Genomic DNA, 23,168 nt, shown 5'->3' on the forward strand with positions numbered 1-23,168 from the left:
ATCATGAGTTTTGAAACACGCCTTTTTATCAATGGCGACTACGTTCAGGGTCAGGGCCCGGCGCTCGCGAGCCATGAACCCGCGACCGGCAAGGTGCTCGCTGAAGTCGCGTCGGCGGACCGCGCCCAGGTCGATGCGGCTGTTTCCAGCGCCCATGCAGCCTTCGCGAAATGGAGCCAGACCACGCCCAAGGAGCGCAGTCTGGCACTACTGCGCATTGCTGACGCCATTGAGGCGCGCTCGCACAGTCTGGCCGATGTGGAATCGGTCAACGCCGGCAAACCTTGGCGCTATGTGCAGGCGGGCGAGTTGGCCAATGTTGCCGACGTGTTTCGGTTCTTCGGCACGGCGGTGCGCAATGTACCGGGGACAGCAGCGAACGGTTTCCGCTCAAGCCGACACACCAGCATGATGCGCCGCGATCCGCTGGGCGTGATTGCCTCGATTGCGCCGTGGAATTATCCGCTGCTGATGGCTGCTTGGAAAATCGCTCCAGCCGTTGCCGCCGGCAATGCCGTGGTGATCAAGCCATCGGAAAACACCCCGCTGAGCCTGTTGTTGCTGGCGTCGATCCTGGCCGAATTCCTGCCGCCAGGCGTCGTCAATGTGGTGTGTGGTGATGGCCCTGAAGTGGGCCAGACACTGATTACCCATCCACTGGTGCGCATGATCTCGCTGACAGGCGATGTGCGTACCGGGCGCGCGGTCCTAAAGGCTGCCGCTGGAGAAAGCATCAAGCGCACCCATCTTGAACTGGGTGGCAAGGCCCCGCTGATCGTGTGTGCCGATGCGGATATCGACAGGCTGGTGGAAACGCTGCGCGAAGCCAGCTTCTACAATGCCGGGCAGGACTGTACGGCGGCCTGCCGGATCTTTGTTGACAAGTCCATCGTCCAGGAGGTGACCGACAAGCTCTCGGGAATGATCGACTCTCTGGTTTATGGCGCGCCCGAACGCAATGATGTCGAGTTTGGCCCATTGATCACCGGGTCGCAGCGCGACCGCGTCGCCGGTTTTGTAGAGCGGGCGCGCGCCGATGGCGCCGACATCGTGGCTGGCGGCGCGACACCGGATCAGCCGGGCTATTACTACCAGCCAACGCTGGTAGCGGCGCCGATCGAGGCTGAAATCGTGCAGAAGGAAGTGTTCGGGCCGGTGCTGTCCGTCACCGCATTCGACGAGCCAGCCACGGCGCTGGAATGGGCCAATGCCTCTGAATACGGTCTGGCTTCGTCGGTGTGGTCACGCGACAGCGTGCAGGCGATGAACATCGCCAATGCGCTGCAATACGGTATCACCTGGATTAACACTCATGGTGTATTCGCAACCGAAATGCCCCATGGGGGCATGAAGAATTCGGGCTATGGCTCCGATCTCTCCATGCAGTCTCTGATGGACTACACGCAGGTACGCCACATCATGGTTGCCTCCTAGCTCGCTGAAAAAGGCGCGCAGGGATGGGTAAATCTGATAGAGGAAGCGCCATGCGCATCCTCGACATGATCACCTTTGTCGCGTTGGCGCGGCACCGCCATTTTGGCCGTGCCGCTGAAGAACTGCATACGACGCAGCCAGCCATCTCCATTCGCCTTGCCGCGATGGAGGAGGAGTTTGGCTGTCGTCTCATGCACCGCACCGGACGCAATTTCTCGCTGACGCCAAGCGGACAACGGGCGCTGGAAGCCTTCCAGTCGATCTTAAGTGCCTATGACGGACTCAAGCATGAGCTGAGCGACGAAACCAGTCTCGCGCCCAAGGTGGTGCGGATCGGGGCGATCGACTCGGTGTCCTCAACCTGGATGACACCCTTTGTCGAGGCGCTCCATGAAGCGGCGCCAACGCTGAAAATCGAGCTGACTGTCGAAGGCACAAAGAGCCTGGTCGACGGTATGAACAAGGGCGAATTCGATGTGATCTTTGCGCTCGATCCGGCCATTGGCGACAATTTCCGCAGCTTCACCTCCTGTGTGCTGCAGATGACGTGGGCGGGATCGCCCAAGATCATCAATCCGGACCGTACTTATAGCGTGGATGACCTGGCCAGCCTGCCCATCATCACCTTTCCCAAGGACACACCGCCCTATCGAATGATCGCGCCGTACTTTCAGGACGAACAGGTGCTGGCCAGCAAGCTGACGAGTTCCAATTCACTGTACTCAATCATCAGTCTGCTAATTGACGGGTTTGGGGTAGGTGCCATTCCAAGCGTCACTATCAAGCGTGAACTCAAGACCGGCCTGTTGCATCCCATTAGAGTGACCAAGCACTTTCCCGCAATGCCGATCATTGGTACCTACCAGGCGATCACCGAAAAAGAACTGATTATTAGCGTCGTAGAACAGGCGCGTCGCAGCGCGGCATTGTATTGCTCAACTGCAGACCCGAGTATGGCTTGGGTGGATTAAATGGGTGGGAATTGACCTGAGCCCCAAGTCCACTCCGGTTTTACGGAGAGTCCTTGGGTTGAGTTGACGTGAGACCCGATCCCGCGCCAGACATATGTCAGTTGAGCCCACAACGCGGTCTAGAAACGCTCAATGCGGCTGCATGGCCCGGTCGATCAAGACTTCCATTTCCGGGTCGGTTCCAACAGCTTCATCGATGCTGACTAGCCGGTGCGCGTACTCGGTCACCTTACCGTCACGCACCTCGAGGTCGAGACGGCCAACGAATGAACCGTGCGACCCTGACTGGATGATGATGGTGTCATTCACCGTCTCTGGCACGCGCAGTCTATTGTGAGTGTGACCGCTTACCAGGACGTCGATGCCCGGCACGTCTTTCGCAAGCTGGACATCTTGTGGAAATCCCAGATGCGACAAGACGACGATGAGGTCCACACCATCATCATGACGCAGCCGTTGAATATGAGAGGGCAATTCGGTTCTCCCCAAGGAGAGACGAATACCTTCATGGAATTTAGGCGGCACGGTTTTGTCGATGATGGTGGCGGCGATGCCAATAATGCCTATGCGGAGGCCGCCCCTCTCCACCACGCGCGTGGGCGCAAACGTTAATTCGCCAGTCTGTTGATCAAGGCAGTCGCCAGCATAGGGTAGTCGAGTTGCGAAACCAGTTCCTTTAGATGTGTTGGGCCATATGCGAAGTCCCCGTGGCCAGTCATCGCGTCCAACCCCAGGCGGTTCAGCACCGGCAGCAGGATTGAGCCCTTGGACTTCACTACCGGATAGGTCCCATGGAAGGTGTCGCCGTTGTCTAGTGCCACAACTGCGCCCGGTGATTCCTCTCGGACCTGCTGAAAAAACGCCGAAATCCGTGCGTAGCCGCCTAGGGTCTCAATATGCCTGTGATCCCCCTCGACGAAAACCTCTGGGTGCGGTTCCAAATAGCCGTGAACGTCATTGATTTGCAGAAGCGTCATTTTACCAGTTGCCATGGTCTAGCGCCTTTGACATGGGCCGCACCTTGTCAACGGCCTAGTCCGACTGCGGTGTGCTGAAATGATTGACCGGCAGTTTGAGGTAGTGACGGCCATCGGCTTCCGGTTCTGGAAGGCGTCCGCCACGCAGATTGACCTGCAGAGCGGCCAGCATGCGATCGGGCAGGGGTAGGGTGGCATCGCGGCCACGACGAAGTTCAAGCCAATCTTCGCGTCTGGTTCCGTCCTTAACGTGGACATTGTGCGATCTGTGCTCGGACACCGTCGCTTCCCATTGCGGTTCTTGACGCTCGGAGGTGCCGTAATCGTGGCCGATAAACAGGCGCGTTTGCGCAGGAAGCTGGAGCAGGGTTTGAGTGGTCTCCCAGAGTTGCTCGGCGTCGCCACCCGGGAAGTCGGCTCGCGAGGTGCCGACATCGGGATACATCAGCGTATCGTGGACAAAGGCGGCATCGCCCACCACAAAGGTGATCGAACCCAGGGTGTGACCAGGAGACAGAAGGACGCGGGCTTCCATATCCCCGATACTGAAGGTCTCGCCTTCGCTGAACAGGCGATCAAAATCACGGTCGGGATCGAATGCGTGGGGTAGATGATAGATCCTACTCCAGAGCCCCGCGATTTCACGCACCTTCTCCCCGATTGCCGTCGGAGCATCGGTGCGCTGCTTGAGATAGTCGGACGCCATGAGGTGATCGGCGTGGGGGTGGGTATCGAGTACCCATTCCACTGAGAGATCTTTCTCTCGGACAATATCGAGGATCTGGTCGGCGCTCGCTGAACTGGTTGAGTAGGATTGGGGGTCGAAATTCCACACCACGTCTATCAGGCCGGCCCGCTTACTGCCGGGATCAGCGCAGATATATTGGACCGACCCGGTGTCAGGCTCATAAACGCCCCAGACGTCGGGGCTTTCTGCGCCGCGTGAGGGTGAAAAGCGCACTATGGGCTGTTTGAAACTATCGGACATGGCTGATCTGTTTCCCGTCACAGTGAGCTCACAGGTCAATGCGTCTGCGTCCAGTAGGTTTCGTCTGCGAGCCAAGGGCGTGGAACCGCGCCGGACGGCACAAGGCAGGGATTGATGCCGTCCCCCTGGCACTTGCAGTAAATGTTATAGAGCGTCTCCGGATGCCTTCGCAGTTCGCCAGAAGCGACGATGTAGTTGATCTGCTGCCCTTCCCGGCGGCCTCTCGGGCCCCGGGGGCGCGTGGAGCGTCGGCACAATTACCACGTCAGCTTATCGCCGGTTAAGATAGCAAACGGCCCTGCTGAAGGCGCTGGCGAGTACCTCAGAATACGAGCTCGCCGCGGGGGGGCGATAATCACGCACTCGCGGCGACCCCGATAACGAAGCGGAAAGCAACACTGCCCTCCCACCACATCGGAAAGTTGGTGCCCCACTTGTTGTTGTAGAGGTTGAAACGCAGCCCGGCGCTGAAGTCGGGTCGCTCGGGCTGGAACGGAATGAAGGGCGCGCCCTCTGGTGAGACCAGCATACTGTCCAGTGTTTTGATCGTGAGCCTGCCCGAGCGTGCTGCCTCCACCGCCTGCAATTGACCGCCGCCGCGTCGAACAATATTGGCGCTGTCGTGCCATAGCCCCATTTTGCGGTGCTCCCAGCGGTCCGAGCCATCGGGCGTGAAGCTCAAGAAACCAGCTTCCGGCATGCGATTTGCGGGCTTGTCGTGAAGCACCAGCGTTACTTCCACCCTGTCAGCATCAACTTCGCGCAGCCGGTAGTTTAAGCTCCGGGGCGCGCCGAGTGCCGCATGGCCTTCCTCCGGCATCTGGCTCCAGGCAATACCGCCCGCCACGCCGCGATGCTGTGGCGTGAATTGTGCCGTGCGGGCGGTTTTCGCCGCGCCAAGACCCGGCTTGTCGTGGTCGAGAATGGCCCATTCGTCGCGATGTTGCAGATAGCTGTCGAGGTGTTTTTGCAACTCGTGCCAGTCGTAGCTTTCGTGGCGATAGGCGATGAGGCGTCCCTTATGCCCTTCGATCACCCGTCCATCCGGCGCGGTGATGCGGATGATGTCGCCGTTCGTTGCGTCGAGTTCGGCTGACCAGTCTCCGCTGGTGATATGCGTTCCGGCTGAAAGGGTGTCGGGCTTTGCCGGGACGATTTCGTCAAGCTCGGCCAGCGCGGCGTCCGCCTCGGCCCTGTCCCCGGCCACGAGGTTGTCCATCGCCGTTGCCATGTAAGCGCGCTGTTCGGCCCAGGATTGTTCCGCATAGGCGAAGCGGTGGTCCTGCTTGCGCGCCGCCTCGAAATCGGCGCGATCCCACGCCGTCTCGTCGCGCAGATAGGTTTTTATGTCGACGCCCCAGGTGTGTTCGGCCACCATGGTCAGGCCGCGCCCGAAGGCGCGCCGCTCAGGCGTCAGCGCATCGATCCAGCCGTCATAAACCCGGCCCAGAGCGCGGTAGCGCGAGAGCTTGATCGGGTCGGTAGCGGTACCATGGATCCAGCTATCGCCGATCTCCTCCGGTACGACAGGAAAATTCTCGCGCCGCGCCCACATCTGGTCGCCGAAGGCATCGAGCGTCGAGGCTCTAATCTCGGCGCCCGGGTTGGCGTGATGCATATGCCGCAGCGCCTCGACGGTCTGCCCGACGCTTTGCGGCCCGATATTGTCATTGGTGTGGGCGAAGCTTAGGCCCACATCGTTGCCGGCGGGAAAGTCGGTGGCACCATAGGAGGCCTGATACATGACCACCACCTCCTCCCCGCCGGGCGCGCGCCAGCGGAAAATAGGCGGCACGTCGGGCACCGGACTGGCGGTGTTGACGCCCAGATGCAGGAAGCGGATGCCGGCCTCGGCAAGGAGCGGCACCATGCCCAGCGTGTGGCCCGGCACGTCGGTCATCTTGGCGGCTGTGGTGGTGCGCCCGAAGCGCCGGTCGAGCTTGGCCGCATAAGAGAGGCCGGCGCGGAACAGGGCCGGGCTCATCAGCTCGGTATGGGTGGTAAAGGGCAGGCCATGCCAGACGATGAGGCCACGTTCAATCGCCTGTTCGAGCCGTCGCACCTTGTCGGCCGGCTGCGAGTTGAGGTGATCCCAGATCAGCCAGGCGCCCGTGGTCCAGATAAAGGCCGGTGCGCCGGGATTCTCGGCGTAAAAATGCGCGCCGGTGGCAATCGCCTGCGGAATGAACTGCTCGTGATACTGCTTCCGCACGCGCGCGGCATGATCGGTGAAACCAATATCAAGATGGGTCTTGAAGACGAGGTGGATGGTGCTGGAGGTCATGAAAAATCAGCCGACGGTGCCGCGCACGACGAGGCGGGTGTTGAGGGTCTCTTCGAGCGCGGGCGCGTCGGGATTGTTGAGGCGCCGCAGGATCAGTCGCACCAGGGCGCGCACGCGTTCTTCCAGGTCGAACTTGACCGTGGTCAGGTTGTAGCTTTTCCAGTGCGACTGGGCGATGTCGTCAAAGCCTACTACCTTGACGTCCTCGGGGACGCGCAGGTTCAGTTCGTGGCGCAGCGCGTCGATGACGCCAAACGCGCCCACGTCATTGGCCGCGAAGATGGCATCGGCACCCTCGCCGACACGGAACAGGTCGAGGGTGGCGGCATAGGCCCGGTCATAGCTGAAGTCGCTGGCTGCAATGATGGGTGGTGCCAGTCCGCGCTCGGCCATCACGACCCGCAACATGTGCTCGCGCGCCGTGTTTGCTCGAGATTTGTCGACACCCGAAACATAGGCTATGCGCCGCACCCCATAGCCCTGAAGCAGGGAGACCGCTTGTTCAACGCCAGTGCGATGAAGCACATTGAGGCGGTCATGTAATGGGCCCGCCTGACTTTCTTCTGGGGCACCGGAACGGGGATAGTGGACATAGATGGGCACGGCACGATCCAGAAATCTGGCCAGCGTGGCCGGCTTCACGTTCTCGACAAAGGCGATGACGGAATCCGGATTGAAGCCGCGCATATAGGCGAGCAATTGCTCGTCCATGGAATAGTCGATACGGGTCTTGAACAGCAGGGTGGCGAACCCTTCAGCCTGGAGCGCCGTCGTCAACGCATCGATCTCCTGGCTTTCCCAGTGACTGCAAACGTCGGGCACGATAACGCCGACCAGATGCGAGCGGCCGCTGACCAGAGCGCGGGCGGCGCGGTCGGGGGTATAGTTGAGCTCTTGGGCAATGCGCAGGATCAGCTCGCGCTTGGCAGGCTTTAGCGAGGCATGGGGGTTGAAGGCGCGCGACACGGCGACGCGCGAAACATTGGCGCGTTGCGCCACCATCTCGGCGGTAGCCCGCCCCCTTGCCGTCGTCTCGTCCTGGCTCAATGCCACCCCCGCTATCGCATCGATGAAATCGTGTTCATTTGTCTGACCGCAAGGCAGAACACTGTCAAGTTTCGACGCATGAAAACCGGTGACGATCACCGCCAAACTGTCATAGGAGCGTTGCAAATAGCCAGTAGCGCTGACGCATCTTTCCGCCGAGCCGTTTTGACAGCGTGTCAGGCCATTGACGGAAAGTGAAAACGTGTTCATTCTTCACCGGTCTCCTGCCAGGATGGGGGAGGCCAATACCGGCTATCCGAGAATTCGGGGCCATCACATGGGAGGAGTATTGCGATGAGCAATCATCTGCGCAGCATTGCGTTCGGCCTGATCGGCGCCACGGCGATGGCCGCGCCGGCATTCGCTGTCGATCTGGACATCACTTGCCGGTGCGTGATCGGCGGCGTCAACAGCGCCACTGCAGAGTGGATCGAAGAGAGCGTCATTCCCGCTTTCGAGGCCGCCAATCCAGACATCAACGTTACGCTCAACCAGTTCGGCGGCGAAGACGCTCAGCTCACCCAGCAGTTGGCGCTCGATTTTTCCACCGGCGCCGGCCCCGACATTTCCGCCTTTGACGGTTTCCTGATCCCGGCCTTTGCCGAAGGTGGTCAGCTCAAGTCGCTCGATGAACTGATCGGCGAGGATTATGCAAACTGGGAAGGCTGGGACCACATCTCGGACGGCATCCGCTCGATCCTGTCCTATGATGGCGAAACCTATGGCATCGGCCTGGGCACTGACGTGCGCATGATCCATGTCCGCAAGGATCTGCTGGAACAGGCCGGTATCGCTGACGACTGGCAGCCGACCTCCTGGACTGACGTGCTCGATGCTGCACGCAAGCTCAAGGAAGCGGGCGTCGAAGCCCCGCTCCAGCTCAACGCCGGCGTTGCCATGGGCGAAGCCACCACCATGCAGGGCTACTGGATGGCGCTCCTGGGCACCGGTGAAGGTGTTACCGATGAGAACGGCAAGTATATCGTGGAAAGCCAGGGCATCCTCGACGTGCTGAACCTCTACAAGACCATCTATGTCGATGAAGAACTGGGCGATCAGCGCGCACAGCTCCTGGCCGATGGCCGCAATCGATCCTTCGCCAATTTCCGCGACGGCAAGACCGCCATGCTGGTCGAGGGCGACTGGTTCTACCGCTCGGTCACCGCGCCCGGCTCGGAATTCGAAGTGGCCGACCGTGACAATGTCATGAGCTGGGTCAAGATGCCTGCAGAGGAACCAGGTGCCGGCATTCGCGGCCAAGACTTTGTCTCCATCTCGGGCGGTACGGGCTTTGTGATCAACCCCAATACTGACACGCCCAAAGAAGCCTGGAAGTTCCTCTCGTTCATGATGAGCCAGGAACAGATGACCGCCTTCCAGGACTATCAGCCGGGCATCCGCTCGCGCTCGGACGTGCCGATCCCCAATTCGCCCTTCCTGACCGAAACCAGCCAGACGCTGCTGCCGCTGACCACGGCCCGTCCGAACGACCCGAACTACAATTCGGTGTCGCAGGAAATCCAGCGCATGACAGAAGCCGTGGTTTCGGGCGAGTTGTCGCCGGAAGAGGCCATGGCCCAGTACAAGGCCGCGGTCACCAGCATTGTCGGTGAAGAAAACACCGTAAGCTTGCTCTAGGCCAAGACCCTCGCACACCCGGCGCGCCATGCGTGCCGGGTCGTCCCGACGGCCGCAGTGCCATCCATATCACCGATCCGTGCTCGGACCTCATCCGAGAACCGTTCGACACTTGCGTAATTTGGGAGTGGCTCTCGCGCGCCCGAGGTCGGCACACGAGTGTGCACCGCCGCCTGCCGACGCCTCAGACATTAGGCCAAAGTGACCATGACAACTGAACCCATCACGTCAAAGCCCCGGCGAAAGGTGCGCAATTTCTCCCTGCTCTCCAACAGGGCCGGGGCCGCCTTCATGCTCCCTGCGGGCCTCCTCGTCTCGGTGTTCGTGATCGTCCCGTTCTTCTGGGTGATCTTCGTCTCCTTTACCAACAGGACCCTGATCGGCCGGACAGCACTCAATCCGGAGTTTGTGGGCCTGGGCAATTATCTGGCGCTGTTCGACCCGGCCACTTTCTTTCAGCGCGGCCAGTTCGGCTTCTCGCTCATTCTGACCACCCAGTTCGTGCTGGCCTCGGCGCTGATCGGGCAGGCACTGCTTGGCCTGCTCCTGGCCTGGCTGATCCAGACCGTGCCGCCCTGGGTCAAGCGCATTACCGAGACCTTCGTCATCGCCGCCTGGATCCTGCCCGAAGTGGTCATCGGCTTTGCCTGGTTCGCCTTTCTGGACCGCGACCAGGGCACGCTCAATGCGCTGCTCACCGGGTTCGGCCTGCCGCCGGGGGATTTCCTGCTCGAGCAGCCCTTCTGGGTCATCGTGGTGTTCAACACCTGGCGCGGCGCGGCCTTCTCGATGATGCTGTTCAACTCGGCCTTCTCGTCGATCCCGCCGAGCTATTTCCAGGCCGCGGACGTGGCTGGCGCCTCAAGCTGGCAGAAATTCCGCGATATCGGCCTGCCGCTCATTCGCGGCCATATCGTCACCGATCTCATCCTCATTACCATGTGGACGTTCAATACGTTCACGCCGTTCCTGCTCACCAATGGCGGGCCGAGCTACCGCACTGAATTGGTTTCCATTTACAATTATCGCGTCGCCTTCCAGGACTTCCAGTTCGGCAAGGGCGCTGCGGTGGGTGTGATCATGATGCTGATCAACCTGGCTTTTGCGCTGGTCTATCTCAGCCTGGGCCGCAAGAAGGCGCCCAAATCATGAAGCTCACTCTTCCAGCTTATGTCGGCCGTATCGCCTTTTCGGCCCTCGCTGCCCTGATCGGCGCGATATTCGCGTTGCCGCTCATCTGGTTCATTTTCGCGCCCTTCAATGCGCGGGCTGAACTCGGCCTGGCAATTCCCGACCCGTGGACGCTCTCCAATTTTGCCACCGTATTCGGCAATTCCTACGCGGTTCAGGCACTCTGGAACAGTTTCATCCAGGCCACCGGCGGTGTCATCCTGGTGGGTGCGGCGGCGACATTGGCCGCTTATGCCCTGAGCCGCTCCTCGGTGCCGGGCAAGGGAGCCGTCACCTATACTTTGCTGCTGTTTTCCTCTGTCGTTTCGGGATCTGCCGCCATGGTGCCGATCTTCCTCATCGTTTCGGCCATGGGGATCATGGACACGCACATTGCCGTCATCCTGACATTCGCTGGCGGGCTCCTGCCGACGGCCATGTTCATCCTCCGCGATTTCATCGACTCCATCCCAAAATCCTATGAGGAAAGTGCCATGGTGGCGGGGGCGTCGCCGGTCCAGGCTTTCTTCGATGTCGCCCTGCCGGTCATCCGGCCCGGCATCGTGGTCGTGGTGGTCTGGGCGTTCGTCAATATCTGGGGGAGCTTCCTCATTCCCTTCATTCTTCTGCGCAGCTCGGACAACATGCCGGCCTCGGTGGCGATCTATTCCTTCTACTCGGAAGCGGGTACGCCCATCGTCACCCTGCTCGCCGCCTATGCGCTCATCTATTCGCTGCCCGTCGTGGCTCTGTATCTCTTCGTCAGCTGGAAGTTCGGTTTCCGGTTCTTCGGCGGCATCAAGGCTTGATCATTTCATGGCTTCTGTTGAATTCAAAAACGTCTCCAAGAGCTTCAACGCCTTCAAGGCCGTATCGGACGTTAGTCTCGATATTGGTGATGGCGAGTTCGTCTGTCTTCTCGGTCCTTCGGGATGCGGCAAGACCACCTCTCTCAGGATGATGGCGGGCCTGGAAACGCCGACCTCGGGGCAGATCCTGATTGGCGGCAAGGAGGTGACTCATCTCCACCCCAAGGACCGCAACATCGCCATGGTGTTTCAGGACTACGCGCTCTATCCGCATATGAATCTGGCGGACAACATGGCCTATCCGCTCAAGGTGCGCGGCGAGCCAGTTCAGAAGCGCCATGCCCGTGCAAGAGAAGTCGCCGACGTGCTCAAGATCGGCCATCTGATGGACCGCCTGCCCAGCCAGATTTCGGGCGGCCAGCAGCAACGGACTTCGCTGGCGCGAGCTCTGGTCTATCCGGCGCAGGTTTATCTCTTTGACGAACCGCTTTCCAATCTCGACGCCAAGCTGCGCCTCGAGGCCCGCGGGTTCCTCAACCACCTGCAGCGCGACATGGGCATGACCGCAGTCTATGTCACCCATGATCAGGCAGAGGCGATGGCCCTGGCCACCCGCATCGCGGTCATGGATCAGGGCAAGATCGTGCAGTACGCTTCGCCCATCGAGATCTACCGCCGTCCGGCCACCACCTTTGTCGCCAATTTCGTCGGCAACCCGCCGATGAACCTGGTGGAGGTGGAGTGTGAGCAGGGCGAGGGTCAGTTGCTGCTCAAGGGCGAGGGGCTCACCATGCAAGGCCTGCCGATGACCGATGCCATCGGCAAGGCACTGGCCACGAGCGGCAAGAAACTGACGTTGGGCGTGCGCCCGGAACATCTGGCAATTGCCGCTGCTGGCGCCAGCAACACAGTCACGGCGCCGCTGTTTGCCAATGAAAATATGGGCCCGGAAAGCCTCGTGACACTCGACCGTGGCGAGAATGCGCGGATCACGGCCCGTATCTTCACCGACGATCACTTAAACGTCGACAAGGTGGTGACGCTCAGCTTTTTGGCTGAGCATGTGCATCTCTTTGATGGCACTGGAAAACGTATCCCGGTTGCTGGGGAATGACCGGCCAATTGCAGCACGAGGGGGCTCTGCGCCACCCCGTTCTCATCTCCCCACCGTCGAGAGGGGAGGGGATCGCCCTATTCACGTGGCTGCACGTCGAGAAACGTCAATGACCACGATCACCACCCATGTCACCCGCGCCGACCAGGCCGCAAACCCCTATTTCTACATCCCATTCGATGTTCCCGAGGCCACGACCCGCATCGATGTCGTCCTCACCTATGCCAAGGCGGAGGACTGTATCATCGATCTGGGCGCATTTGATCCGCGTGACACCGGCTATCCGACCCAGCAAGGCTTCCGCGGCTGGAGCGGGGGCGCGCGCGACCGCTTTTTCATCGCGACCGACGACGCCACGCCGGGTTATATCCATGGCGAGATTCAGCCCGGCACCTGGAACGTCATTCTCGGACTCTATCAGGTCCCTGTGGCGGGAGCGGACGTCACCGTTACCATCACGCTCGACAGCGCTCACCGCCGGCTCGAACCGCAGCCGGCGCGCACCTTTCCGGTCCGATCCGAACCAGGTTGGTACAGGGGCGACCTGCACTGCCATACCTTCCATTCCGATGCCAAGGGTTCGCCCGAACTGCTGCATGCTGCGGCCAACCAGGCCGGGCTCGATTTCCTTGCTGTGGCCGACCACAACACCATTACCCAGAGGCGGTATTTCCACCCACAGTCTTCGCCCGAACTGATTTTCGTGCGCGCCATGGAGGTCACGACCGCCGTGGGGCACGCCAATGTCTACGGCATGGATGAATGGGTCGACTTCCGCATGACCCATCTCAGTGATGCCCATGTGCTCGAAAGGCTGGTGCACGAGAAGGGCGGGCTGCTTTCGATCAATCACGACAAGCCCACGATCCCCTGGGACTATGAATTTCCCGTCGCCGACTGCCAGGAAGTCTGGCAATCGACATGGCTGGCCTGGAACTGGATTTCCCTTGAGCGCTACCAGCAGCGGCTTGCCGCCGGGCAGCGGATTTCGGCCATCGGTGGCTCCGATTATCACCAGCCTGACCGGCTGATGCCCGAGGGTCCGCTGGTGTTGGCACGCCCCACGACCGTGCTGTTCCTGCCCGAACTGAGCGAAGACGCCGTGTTGGCAGCGATGAAGGCTGGACACGGCTATGTGACGGAAAGCCCGACGGGCCCCCATCTGGAAATGCGCGTGGGCGACATCGTGATGGGGGGCATGGCACGCGCGCTCGCTGAGGTCGAGGTGGTGGCGCGTGGCGCGGCGGGTGACCTCCTGGTGCTGATCGATGCGACGGGGCTGGTCGCCAAGCTTGAAATTGACAGCGATGATTGGTCGGCCAGCATACCACTGCCGCCCGTCCAGAAATTCATTCGGGCCGAAATCATCGCCGGTGATGCCAGCCGCGCGCGACTAATCGCCGAGTTCACTGCTGCGCTCGACGGGTGTGCACTCCCCTGGCAGCTCAAGGGTGCTGACCTCGTGGATCAACCTATCCGCAGAGCCCTGGGCAATCCCATCTACATCGGAGCGTAAACCATGCTTATCGCCAACGCGCCCTGTTCCTGGGGCGTCACCTATCCGACGGGCAATGACTATAGCTGGCAGCGTTATCTCGATGAGGTGGCGGCAGCAGGCTATCGCGGTACCGAATTGGGTCCCTTCGGTTTCCTGCCCAAAGACGCGGAACTGCTCAAGGCCGAACTCGCAACGCGCAACCTCGAGATGATCGGGGCAACTCATGTTCACACGTTCGGCGATGCCACTTCAGCGCCCGTTCTCATGCAGACGCTGCGCGAACTTGCGTCGCTGCTGGTCTCGCTGGGGGCAAAGCACCTGGTGATCATGGATGAGAGTAATTTTTATCCCAAGGGACAGGAAGGCGTGCTCGATGACGCCGGATGGGCGGGCCTGATCCAGATGGTCCGGGACGGGCAGGCGCTGGTCGAGGGCGAGTACGGGCTCCAGCTCAGCTTTCATCCCCATATCGGCACGGCAATCGAGCGGGAAGCTCAGATCGATCGCCTGCTGGCCGAGACCGACATCTCGCTCTGCTTCGATACCGGCCACCACGCCTTCTGGGACCAGGATCCGCTGGCCTATATGGAACGGGTGTTTCCCCGCATCGCCTATATGCATCTCAAGAACGTCAATGGGGCGGTGCGCCGACGCGTGCTTGAGGGCGAGCTTTCGGTCGCCGACTCTTATGATGCAGGGGTGATGTGTCCACTGCCGGACGGAGTGGTGGATATCCAGGCGGTGATGCGTCTGCTTGAAGCGCGCGGTTTTGTGGGCCCCATCGTGGTGGAACAGGATGTCGCCGCCGATGCCAGGGAGACGCCGCTCGAACTCGCCACCCGCAATCTTGCCTATATGAACGCCATTGCCAAATGACCCAAACTCTTAAAGTGGGCCTGATCGGCCTGGGTGAAGTCGCCCAACTCATGCATCTGCCGCTTTTGGCCGATGACCAGCGATTTTCCATTGCCGCGATCACCGATGTGTCGCCGAGCCTGGTCGAACATATCGCCCGCCGCTATGGCGTGCCCACGCGCCATGACAATGCAGCAGCGCTGAACGCTGATCCGGGACTCGATGCGGTCTTCATCCTGACGCCCGATCACCTCCATGCCGATCTGCTGGCTGAGGCGATCCGATCGGGCAAGCATGTCTTCATCGAAAAGCCGGCCTGCCTGACCGCCGACCAGCTGCGCCCGATCCTCGATATTCCCCAGCGTCCCGGTCAAGTGGTCTTTGTTGGCTATATGCGGCGCTTCTCGCGGCCCTTTCTCGAACTCAAGGACCGCCTGCCGGCTCTCGACACGATCCGCCACGTCCGTATCCGCGACATCATCCGCGAGGCGCCGTTCTTCGTGGCGCAAACACGTAACGTCTTCAGGCCCGACGATGTTTCGCCCGATCTCATCGCCGCTGGCCGGGCCCGCACCCAGGCAATACTCCGCTCGGTCATGGGCGAGGATTGCCCGCCCGATGCGCTTCGCGCCTATCAGGTCCTGACCGGCCTTTCTTCGCATAGTATTTCGGCGATGCGTGATCTTCTGGGCTTGCCCCGGCGGGTCCGCCACGCCACCCAGCACAACGGAGAAACCGTCATCGCGCTCTTCGACTATGGACACTTCACCGCCCTTTACGAGGCGGTCATCGACGACGTCTCGCGCTTCGACGCCGGCATTGAAGTGCTGACCCAGTCTCAGCATTTCAAGCTCAACTATGACACGCCCTATATCCGCAACCTGCCGACACGCCTGGAAATCACGTCTTCAACGGCGACCGAAACCGGCACGGAAGTGTTCGGCCCGGTCTACGAAGACCCGTTCCGCATCGAGCTTGGCGCTTTCCTTGACAGCGTCCTCAACGGTACGCCCAACAAGACCACACTCGAGGACTCCCTTGCCGACCTCAAGCTCTTTGCCGAGATCGGCCAGCACTTCAGGACCTGACATTAGCCGGCAGCGGCGTGGGGCGGAACGGTCAGGAATAGCTGCCGCTCAAAATGTTCCTGCGGGCGGGTTCGTTCAACTGTTCCTTTTTAAGCGGAGACAGGTGGTCGATGCGGGGTGTAGACAATGATCGAGCGGTTTCTGCGCGGCAGAAGTAGGGTTGTCAGCCGTAAATTCTGGCACACGCGCGGACGGCGCGGGTTGCAATATATTCCGTAGGGCGGCGGAACGACTTGGTTAGCTTATGGTTTCGTCCTGAGCGGATGCGCTGAAGCTGTTCCTCAGTGCCTTTGGTTGGTTTCATAGTTCAGCTTCTGGCCCCGATCCATCTGTCGGTCCACGCCGTAGCTGGTTCGTGTGTCATTGTATCCTGTTTGGATCTGGGAAAAATTGCTTGCAGGTTTAGTCGTTCGTTCATCCAAGGCTGCGATCGCGTTCATAGTCGCGAGCCTCGTTTTCTTTTTCTTCGTCGTTGGGGCGCTGATATTTCATTGGCACAAAGACACCGAGAGTCGGGCCGCCGCTTCCGCGATCGCTGCGGCTCAGGCTGTAAAGATCAATACGGGGTGGATTGTTGAAGTCGCCGAGCAAGCTCTGCACCGGATGGACCTTGCGCTCGAAGCAGATCTAACGCCAGGTAGTGGCGAAACGCAGTCTCGAATAGAAGAGGCGCTTGAGGGGCTACCGGACAGCGCCAAAGCCTACATTGTCTCTGCTGAAGGTCGGACGCTGTACACGACAGATCCCGGCTTCGTTAATATAGATATTCGCGACCGGGACTATTTTGCGGGTCCGGCCCTGGGGGAGGCGTTTCACACCTCTTCGCTTCTGGTCAGCCGTCTGGACGGATCGCAAATATTCGCCTTCAGCCAGCGGTTGGAGCGCGGCGGCGACTTCGTCGGGGTAGCGGTCATCTCTTTCAATGTGGATCTTCTCGGCGATCTTCTGGACTCCCTCGCATTGGATCCTGGGTCGTCTGTCAGCATCGTGCGCAAGGACGGCATGCTCGTCGGTCGCTTTCCGAAGGCCGACGGCCCGATCGATCTTCGCGAGCACGTGCTTTTCACAGATCACCTGCCACTCGCAGCGACCGGTACATATGCGGCGATATCACCGGTCGATCAAAAGGCGCGGATTGTTGGTTATGCTGCCGTTCCAGATACAAGTTTGATTGCCGTCGCCTCGGTCAGCATGTCCGAGACGCTTGGACGCTTCTGGCGCGGCGTCCGGGCAGTGCTTCTTGTGATCATTCCTGTCGGCCTGGGACTGACGCTAGCGGCCTTCGGCATCGTGCGACTTTTGCTTAAGGACAATCAGAGGCGAGAGGAACTTGAACGCGCCTTGAAAACTAACACGTTGATGTTCCGAGAAATACATCATCGTGTCAAAAACAACCTTCAGTCGATGCAATCGCTCATTCGGATGCAGGATCTACCCAGCGACGTGAAGCGGGACATCCATTTGCGCTTTGCCGCCATGTCTTCGGTCCACGAACACATGTACCACCACGATGCTTATGCGGCCCTGGAGGCGCCAGCGTTCGTGGCCTCCATTGTCGAGCCACTGGTGGAAGCTTACGGGTCTCCTGCCATTCTTGAGCTCGACATTGCTCCTATCGCAATAGACCACGACCGAGCCACACCCTTGGCGCTGCTCTTGAATGAGGTGGTCACCAATGCGCTCAAGCACGCATTTTTTGGTGGGGAGCAGGGTAAGCTGATCGTCAGTTTGCAGCCCGTAGCTGACGGAAAGGCGCTGCTCAAAGTTGCTGACAATGGGGTGGGATACCGACCGGAGGAGATTGTTCAGCGGATGGGCAGCAAACTCATCAATGCAATGGTCATGCAGTTGGACGGTCAATGGTCGCAGACCGTTCAAAACGGGGTCGTCTTCAAGGCAGAGGTTACGCTGAACTAGGTCTTCGAAGCCTTGAGCGATTATTGGCCGGGGTCCGTATCGAACCTCCAGTGGGCAGCGCGGGCGACTCTTGTGCCAATGCCTTGGCCGAGACCATCAACAGCCTCTAGAGGGCCGAGGTCTTGCGTGGCCCGCCTCTCCAATTTGGGAGAGGCGAGCTACGCCGCCGGCACGTAGCCTGAACCCAATTCATGCGCAAAGTCGCATATCTCCTGATGTCTGCTGGAGAGACTCCATGAAAACCGCTGCGGTAACGAGCGCCTCAGAACACGATTTCGACAGCTACTATGCGCGCAAAGTCGAACCCGCGCTTGCCGGTAGATATTGTCCTGGCTCTCAAACAGGCGTCGGGCAATTGCGGGTATACCAAGCCCACAGAGAACCTTGAGCGCCAGAACAAGGCTCGCCTTGGTAGACAAGGATTCGTGGCAGCAAACCAGCAGCATGCGGACCATGGCGTCATCGGAGTCCACCTCTGGGTCCGGTTCGGCGTCGTGCCCCTCTAGAGGAGGATGACGCTCTAGGATGCGTCGATGCCGTCCCTCCCGGCGAACCGATTCCAGATAGCCATTATACGCCACGCGATAGAGCCATGCCTGGGGACGTCAGGCGGGGTGCCATACGTCCAGGTTTCCACCGCACGAAGCATGGCCGTCTGCACCGCGTCTTCGATCCTGACGAGGTTCCCCGCGCCCAGCCTCCCCGCAAGCACGGCGACCAAGCGACCATAGCTATGCGGGAAGAACTTGGGGTCGAGTAGGTCGTCAGGCAGCGATTTCACGGACGGTCACGTTAGAATTTGGTCCGACCACGCCGGGACAGCCTCGAGCAATTTGCACGGCTTGCTCCAGCGAACCGGCGCTCAGGATCATGTATCCACCGAACACTTCTCGGGCCTCTATCGACGCTCCGTCAATGTCGCCCGCTGAAGTGGCCACAGTTACGGGACCGGTGAGACGTCCACCCAGATCAAGGATGTTGCTAGCAAATTCTTGGCGCCAGTTGTCGAACGCGGAGTACATGCGCTGCATCTCGTCGGCTGAGGGCATTGCGCCGCCTTGATGTGACGCGCTCGCATGAAGGCAGAGGAATTTCTTAGTAGTCATGGGTGCTTCTCCAGAATGCTTACACCTCAATGATGCTCAAGCGGATCGCTTTTGGACACAAATCGCATCTCGCGACGACGAGGGCTCGCAGTACCCCATTGCTTGGCGAGCCATCAGGCCGCCTGTGCTGCTCCTCCCGGACTACAAAACTCGCGAGCCATAGCGTGCGCCGCGCGTCGAACGTCGCTTGCCAATTCGCTCTCCGGCAATGTACGAGCCAGGATCGTGCCGCCAACGCACAAGGCTGAAATAGCCATGGCCTTCTGGCGCGAATCCGGGCCTGCCGCACCTGCGTTCACTTCGAACAACCAGATCATCGCCGACAAGAGCTTCTGATAGCTCTCCCGAACCTCGTCGGACGCTCTGGCCACATCTGATGACAACTCGATCATAGGACATTGGCCGGCCAGGTCAGCCAGATGCGCGTCGCTGAGATAGGCGTCGATCATCCGCTCCGCCATCACCAGTTCGCGACGGTTCGGATCTATGCCAGCTTTCCCGCGCCACTGTGCTCCCCGACCCTGGAGGAAGCTGTCCACTGGATAGGGCATGCGGTCCTTCTCTGAACAAGCCATAGCCTGCCAGCAAAAAGATGTTCTTGAACATATTCTCAGGGGAGCGATCTTCGGCGCATTCACTTGATGGGAAGGACACTTCAGATGCCAAAGTTCGTGTTCGTGTTCGTGTTCGTGTTCGTGTTCCGCGGTGGTACGCCAGATAGCCCGGAAGCTGGCCGGAAGTTGACGGACGACTGGAACACCTGGCTCACCGACATGGGTGACGCGGTGGCGGATTCGGGGGCAGCAGTGGGTGTGTCCACGTTCGTCGATTCAAAGGGAAACGAGGTCTCCGCCGGGGACCCGGTGTCGGGCTACATGGTCGTTGAGGCGGTCGACCTGCAGGTGGCGACGGCCCACACCAAGGCGTCTCCAATTCTGTCCCTGGGCGGCTCGATCGAGATCGCCCCGGTCGTCCAGATGTGAGCCTGAACAATGACAGGTATCGACTTGCCGTTGACCTTCACCTTCGTTGCTGTATGCGCCGCCCTGCTCATGCCTTTGACGGGCTGGATCGGAATCTATCGCGGCTCCCACAATATCCTGCGGGGTGATTGTGGCGATCCGGTCTTGTTTAAGCGCGTTCGTGCTCATGGCAATTTCATCGAGACCGCGCCGCTTATTGCTATGGTCCTGTTCGCGGCCGAATGGTTGGGACTTGGACAAGCCTGGCTCTGGGCGGCCGTGGTGTCGTTCTTTCTTGGTCGCGGGCTGCACTGGTTCTTGTACGTCAACAAGATGCTTGCCGGTCCCATGACCCTGGTCACCGCCCCAGGTCTACTGCTGGGTGCATGGGTCCTGTACACTCTTTGGACTTAGGCAGCGCCCGTGCGCTCCTGGCGAAGGCTAGTATCTGGCTCTGGCAGGTGAGCCAGTTGGTGATGGCGTTGTTGGGGCGCCACTGAAGGCGCCCCGCTCTTGAGCTATTGGTACACGGCCAAGGAAGAAAAATGCTCGACGCCGCTGGTGCCATCGCCGTCGCCCATGTCCATCACTGAGAAGAACAGCGCACAGGTCGGCGAGTCCTCAATCTTGGTCATGATTGCCTGAGCGTCGGTCTCGCTGCGCCAATGCACGATGTCGAGGTAGTTGCCGTCAGGCGCCTTGACCAGTTCCCGTCGCAGGAAGCCAGGCTGCGCAGCCAGAAAGTCCTGCTGGAAGGTATTCGACGCATTCAACAAGTCCTGTTCGGACTTTCCCGCTGCCAGCTTGATTGGCGCCATTTCCACAATCCTGTTCATCGTCTGCTCCATTGCGTTGCTGATGACGCCGGCTTACGAGGATATGAGTCATTTTGCGGCGCATTTGTTTGAGCGATCATGACCCGCACCTCAGATGCATCACGTCTGCGCAGAATGGATATGCTTTCCAGCCGTCTAAAGGCCGAAGAGCCCATGGCCATTGGCGCGCTGGCAGCCGAGTTCGGCGTCAGTCGCAGCACCCTTACGCGTGACATCGCCCTGCTGCGGGATCGCGGGCTGCCGGTTGATGCTGACAGGGGGCGCGGCGGCGGGGTTCGCGTGGCCTCGACCTGGGGTGTGGGGCGGCTCAATCTCGACTATCGCGAGGCTGTAGACTTGCTTGTCAGCCTCGCCGTCGCGGAGCAGACCCGCTCCCCCATACTCATGGCAAATCTCGCCCCGATCCGCCGAAAGCTGATGGCCTCGTTCTCGGCAAACAGCCGCAACCGGATCAACCAGCTCAAGGCGCGCATACTGATCGGTGGACCCACATCTGCTTCGGTCATATCGACCTACGTCCCGCCCAAGCCGCGGGTTGTCGAGCCGCTGCATGAGGCATTTCTCACAATGCAGGTCGCCCAGATCACTTACAGTGATGGAGAGGGAAGAAGAACCAAGCGGGTCATCGAGCCGCAATATCTGCTGCTCAACTACCCGGTCTGGTACGTGCTGGCATACGATCCGGGGCGCCAGGCCATCCGCACGTTTCGCTGCGATCGATTGCAGGCCCCACAGCAGCTCGGAGAAACGTTCAGGCTGCGCGGTGTCGCGGACTTCCGAGTTGGCCTGGAAAGCTTTGATATCATTGTGCCTTGAGATGGTCGCGCGGGTCACGCGATCAACAGTGCAACAGCATCTGTAACGGAAGCAGGGCGAGTTGAGACGAAGCTGGTGTCGGACTTTCAATGGCAGTGGGAGGTGAACATGTCGTCGCGGCGAGGTTTGGTTATTGGCGTTCTGTCACTGATTTTGCTTGGGTCCAAGGTCGCAACGGCCACAGGTCAAGTCGAATCCTGGGTCCGGGAGGGATGGAAGACCGACTTCTCCAGAACGCTTGTCGATTTTGAGGAGGTCATGTCAGGCGGGCCGCCGCGCGACGGTATCCCACCGATCGATGACCCGATATTCATTCCAGCGCGGGATGTGGTGGACCTTGACGGGCGCGAGCCGGTCATCCTGTTCCCTCTGGAAGGCGAGAGCCGCGCCTATCCTCTTCGTGTGCTGACCTGGCATGAGATCGTCAACGACGAGATCGATGGGCAGCCGGTGGCGGTCACCTATTGCCCGCTTTGCAACGCGGCGATTGTTTTCGACCGGCGAGCAGACGGGGAAACCCTGTCCTTTGGCACAACGGGAAAGCTGCGGCACTCGGACCTCATCATGTATGATCGATCGACCGAAAGCTGGTGGCAGCAATTCTCCGGAGAGGCGATCGTCGGCGACTTTGTCGGCACGGACCTGACCATGCTGCCCTCGCGGATTGTGTCCTTTGCGGACTTCCTAGGCGCCCATCCCGACGGATTGGTTCTGGTGCCTAATGACCCTGCGGCCAGGCCCTATGGCAACAATCCCTATCAAAGCTACGATACTGCCCAGCGGCCCTTCCTGTTCCGCGGCGAGCTGCCCCCAGATATTCCGGCGATGGCACATGTGGTGGTGGTCGAAACCGACAGCGAGCCGATCATTGTCAGCCTCAATCGCATTCGCCAATCGCCGTTGCAACTTCGGGGCTACAGTTTCTCATATAAAACGGGCGTCGCGTCTGCGCTCGATACCGCCACGATCAGTGATGGCAGGGACATTGGCTCGGTTCGCGTGACACGGGATGGCCAGGACGTTGTGCACAACCTGACCTTCGCATTCGTCGCCCATGTGTTCCATCCGGACGTGGCGATCATTGATGCGGACGCGCATTAGGGACGCGAGCTAGCCATCCTCCCGCAAGCGATCGGCGGGCCTTGCGGACATGGCGGACCAGGTCGTGGCGGCACCGGTTGCCGTCGTGACGATGATGATGCCGGTCGCCAACAGGCCCAATGGCAGCGGTTGAACGGCAAAGCCAATCTCGAGCAGGAAGGTGGAGGCAGCCCAGGCACCCACCAGGGCAATGAGGCCTGCCATGAGGGCTGCGATGGCGCCGAGGAGGGCGTATTCAATCAGAAACGCCTGGATCACGAAAGCACGCCGGGCCCCAAGAACCTTCATGACAACTGCATCGGCCTCGCGCTGCTGACGGCCCACACTGAGCGCGCCGGCCAGGACGAGTACACCGGCAATAACGGCGGTACCACTGACGAGGGCAATGGCGCTTATCAGCCCGTCAAATACGGACTGGACGCGCGCAAGAGCATCGCCCACGGGCACGAAGGTCAGTTGGGGCAAGTCAGCAATCAGGCCAGCCTCAATGGCCGGCGCGGCGCCAGGCAATGTCTTGATGGTGCCGAAATAGGATTGTGGTGCGCTCTCGATCAGTC

The 23,168-nt window shown here is 60.2% G+C and carries 23 protein-coding genes; 14 read left to right on the forward strand and 9 right to left on the reverse strand.

What is annotated here, in order from left to right; genetic code table 11:
- Positions 1 to 3: 3 nt before the first annotated feature.
- Both GO014_RS18430 and GO014_RS18435 read left to right on the forward strand, forming a co-directional pair.
- Positions 4 to 1,434, forward strand: a complete 1,431-nt coding sequence (locus GO014_RS18430) for an aminobutyraldehyde dehydrogenase (protein WP_157291758.1) — start codon at positions 4 to 6, stop codon at positions 1,432 to 1,434.
- Between the two features lie 50 nt (positions 1,435 to 1,484).
- Positions 1,485 to 2,405, forward strand: coding sequence for a LysR family transcriptional regulator (locus GO014_RS18435; RefSeq protein ID WP_157291759.1), 921 nt, complete (start codon positions 1,485 to 1,487; stop codon positions 2,403 to 2,405).
- 129 nt (positions 2,406 to 2,534) lie between these two features.
- Here GO014_RS18435 and GO014_RS18440 read toward each other — a convergent pair whose 3' ends face one another.
- The 5 genes from GO014_RS18440 to GO014_RS18460 all read right to left on the reverse strand — a co-directional run bounded on the left by GO014_RS18440 (position 2,535) and on the right by GO014_RS18460 (position 7,911).
- Positions 2,535 to 2,996 (reverse strand): metallophosphoesterase family protein, encoded by a 462-nt coding sequence (locus GO014_RS18440; protein ID WP_157291760.1) that lies wholly within the window; start codon positions 2,994 to 2,996, stop codon positions 2,535 to 2,537.
- Positions 2,997 to 3,013: 17 nt separating this feature from the next.
- Positions 3,014 to 3,397, reverse strand: a complete 384-nt coding sequence (locus GO014_RS18445; RefSeq protein WP_157291761.1) for a metallophosphoesterase family protein — start codon at positions 3,395 to 3,397, stop codon at positions 3,014 to 3,016.
- A gap of 40 nt (positions 3,398 to 3,437) precedes the next feature.
- Positions 3,438 to 4,370: an MBL fold metallo-hydrolase gene (locus GO014_RS18450; protein ID WP_157291762.1), complete on the reverse strand. Its 933-nt coding sequence runs from the start codon at positions 4,368 to 4,370 to the stop codon at positions 3,438 to 3,440.
- A gap of 355 nt (positions 4,371 to 4,725) precedes the next feature.
- Positions 4,726 to 6,654 carry a DUF5054 domain-containing protein gene (locus GO014_RS18455; protein WP_157291763.1) on the reverse strand — a complete coding sequence of 643 codons (1,929 nt, stop codon included), beginning with the start codon at positions 6,652 to 6,654 and terminating at the stop codon, positions 4,726 to 4,728.
- 6 nt (positions 6,655 to 6,660) lie between these two features.
- Positions 6,661 to 7,911: a LacI family DNA-binding transcriptional regulator gene (locus GO014_RS18460; protein ID WP_246204734.1), complete on the reverse strand. Its 1,251-nt coding sequence runs from the start codon at positions 7,909 to 7,911 to the stop codon at positions 6,661 to 6,663.
- 84 nt (positions 7,912 to 7,995) lie between these two features.
- Between GO014_RS18460 and GO014_RS18465 the strand changes: the two genes are divergently transcribed.
- The 8 genes from GO014_RS18465 to GO014_RS18500 all read left to right on the forward strand — a co-directional run bounded on the left by GO014_RS18465 (position 7,996) and on the right by GO014_RS18500 (position 17,790).
- The gene (locus GO014_RS18465; RefSeq protein ID WP_157291764.1) at positions 7,996 to 9,339 is read left to right on the forward strand and encodes an extracellular solute-binding protein; all 1,344 of its coding nucleotides are present in this window, start codon (positions 7,996 to 7,998) and stop codon (positions 9,337 to 9,339) included.
- 246 nt (positions 9,340 to 9,585) lie between these two features.
- Positions 9,586 to 10,491: a carbohydrate ABC transporter permease gene (locus tag GO014_RS18470; protein WP_343031016.1), complete on the forward strand. Its 906-nt coding sequence runs from the start codon at positions 9,586 to 9,588 to the stop codon at positions 10,489 to 10,491.
- On the forward strand, positions 10,488 to 11,318 hold the full coding sequence (locus GO014_RS18475) for a carbohydrate ABC transporter permease (protein WP_157291766.1): 831 nt from the start codon (positions 10,488 to 10,490) through the stop codon (positions 11,316 to 11,318). Before GO014_RS18470 ends, GO014_RS18475 begins: the two co-directional genes overlap by 4 nt.
- Before the next feature lie 7 nt (positions 11,319 to 11,325).
- Positions 11,326 to 12,432, forward strand: coding sequence for an ABC transporter ATP-binding protein (locus tag GO014_RS18480; protein ID WP_157291767.1), 1,107 nt, complete (start codon positions 11,326 to 11,328; stop codon positions 12,430 to 12,432).
- 109 nt (positions 12,433 to 12,541) lie between these two features.
- Positions 12,542 to 13,948, forward strand: a complete 1,407-nt coding sequence (locus GO014_RS18485) for a CehA/McbA family metallohydrolase (RefSeq protein ID WP_157291768.1) — start codon at positions 12,542 to 12,544, stop codon at positions 13,946 to 13,948.
- Between the two features lie 3 nt (positions 13,949 to 13,951).
- Positions 13,952 to 14,806 (forward strand): sugar phosphate isomerase/epimerase family protein, encoded by an 855-nt coding sequence (locus GO014_RS18490; RefSeq protein WP_157291769.1) that lies wholly within the window; start codon positions 13,952 to 13,954, stop codon positions 14,804 to 14,806.
- Complete coding sequence (locus GO014_RS18495; protein ID WP_157291770.1) at positions 14,803 to 15,873, forward strand: Gfo/Idh/MocA family protein; 1,071 nt, start codon at positions 14,803 to 14,805, stop codon at positions 15,871 to 15,873. Before GO014_RS18490 ends, GO014_RS18495 begins: the two co-directional genes overlap by 4 nt.
- Positions 15,874 to 16,230: 357 nt before the next feature.
- Entirely contained in the window at positions 16,231 to 17,790 is a 1,560-nt protein-coding gene (locus GO014_RS18500) for a sensor histidine kinase (RefSeq protein ID WP_157291771.1), read from the forward strand.
- Positions 17,791 to 18,554: 764 nt separating this feature from the next.
- On the opposite strand, the gene GO014_RS18505 is transcribed toward GO014_RS18500, so the two are convergent.
- Positions 18,555 to 18,896, reverse strand: a complete 342-nt coding sequence (locus GO014_RS18505; RefSeq protein WP_157291772.1) for a YciI family protein — start codon at positions 18,894 to 18,896, stop codon at positions 18,555 to 18,557.
- A 113-nt stretch (positions 18,897 to 19,009) separates the two neighbouring features.
- Positions 19,010 to 19,447, reverse strand: a complete 438-nt coding sequence (locus tag GO014_RS18510; RefSeq protein ID WP_157291773.1) for a hypothetical protein — start codon at positions 19,445 to 19,447, stop codon at positions 19,010 to 19,012.
- A 108-nt stretch (positions 19,448 to 19,555) separates the two neighbouring features.
- Between GO014_RS18510 and GO014_RS18515 the strand changes: the two genes are divergently transcribed.
- Together GO014_RS18515 and GO014_RS18520 are read left to right on the forward strand one after the other, a co-directional pair.
- Complete coding sequence (locus tag GO014_RS18515; protein ID WP_157291774.1) at positions 19,556 to 19,879, forward strand: YciI family protein; 324 nt, start codon at positions 19,556 to 19,558, stop codon at positions 19,877 to 19,879.
- 9 nt (positions 19,880 to 19,888) lie between these two features.
- On the forward strand, positions 19,889 to 20,272 hold the full coding sequence (locus GO014_RS18520) for an MAPEG family protein (protein ID WP_157291775.1): 384 nt from the start codon (positions 19,889 to 19,891) through the stop codon (positions 20,270 to 20,272).
- 104 nt (positions 20,273 to 20,376) lie between these two features.
- Here GO014_RS18520 and GO014_RS18525 read toward each other — a convergent pair whose 3' ends face one another.
- The gene (locus GO014_RS18525; protein WP_179953008.1) at positions 20,377 to 20,706 is read right to left on the reverse strand and encodes an antibiotic biosynthesis monooxygenase family protein; all 330 of its coding nucleotides are present in this window, start codon (positions 20,704 to 20,706) and stop codon (positions 20,377 to 20,379) included.
- A gap of 108 nt (positions 20,707 to 20,814) precedes the next feature.
- On the opposite strand from GO014_RS18525, the gene GO014_RS18530 reads away from it, so the two are divergent.
- Both GO014_RS18530 and GO014_RS18535 read left to right on the forward strand, forming a co-directional pair.
- Positions 20,815 to 21,510 (forward strand): helix-turn-helix transcriptional regulator, encoded by a 696-nt coding sequence (locus GO014_RS18530; protein WP_210252483.1) that lies wholly within the window; start codon positions 20,815 to 20,817, stop codon positions 21,508 to 21,510.
- Between the two features lie 108 nt (positions 21,511 to 21,618).
- The gene (locus GO014_RS18535) at positions 21,619 to 22,611 is read left to right on the forward strand and encodes a DUF3179 domain-containing protein (RefSeq protein WP_157291777.1); all 993 of its coding nucleotides are present in this window, start codon (positions 21,619 to 21,621) and stop codon (positions 22,609 to 22,611) included.
- A gap of 9 nt (positions 22,612 to 22,620) precedes the next feature.
- Here GO014_RS18535 and GO014_RS18540 read toward each other — a convergent pair.
- A partial coding sequence (locus GO014_RS18540; protein WP_157291778.1) for an FtsX-like permease family protein occupies positions 22,621 to 23,168 on the reverse strand: 548 nt, incomplete at its 5' end.

Origin of the sequence: Devosia marina (assembly GCF_009758415.1) — a bacterium.
Lineage (GTDB): Bacteria > Pseudomonadota > Alphaproteobacteria > Rhizobiales > Devosiaceae > Devosia > Devosia marina.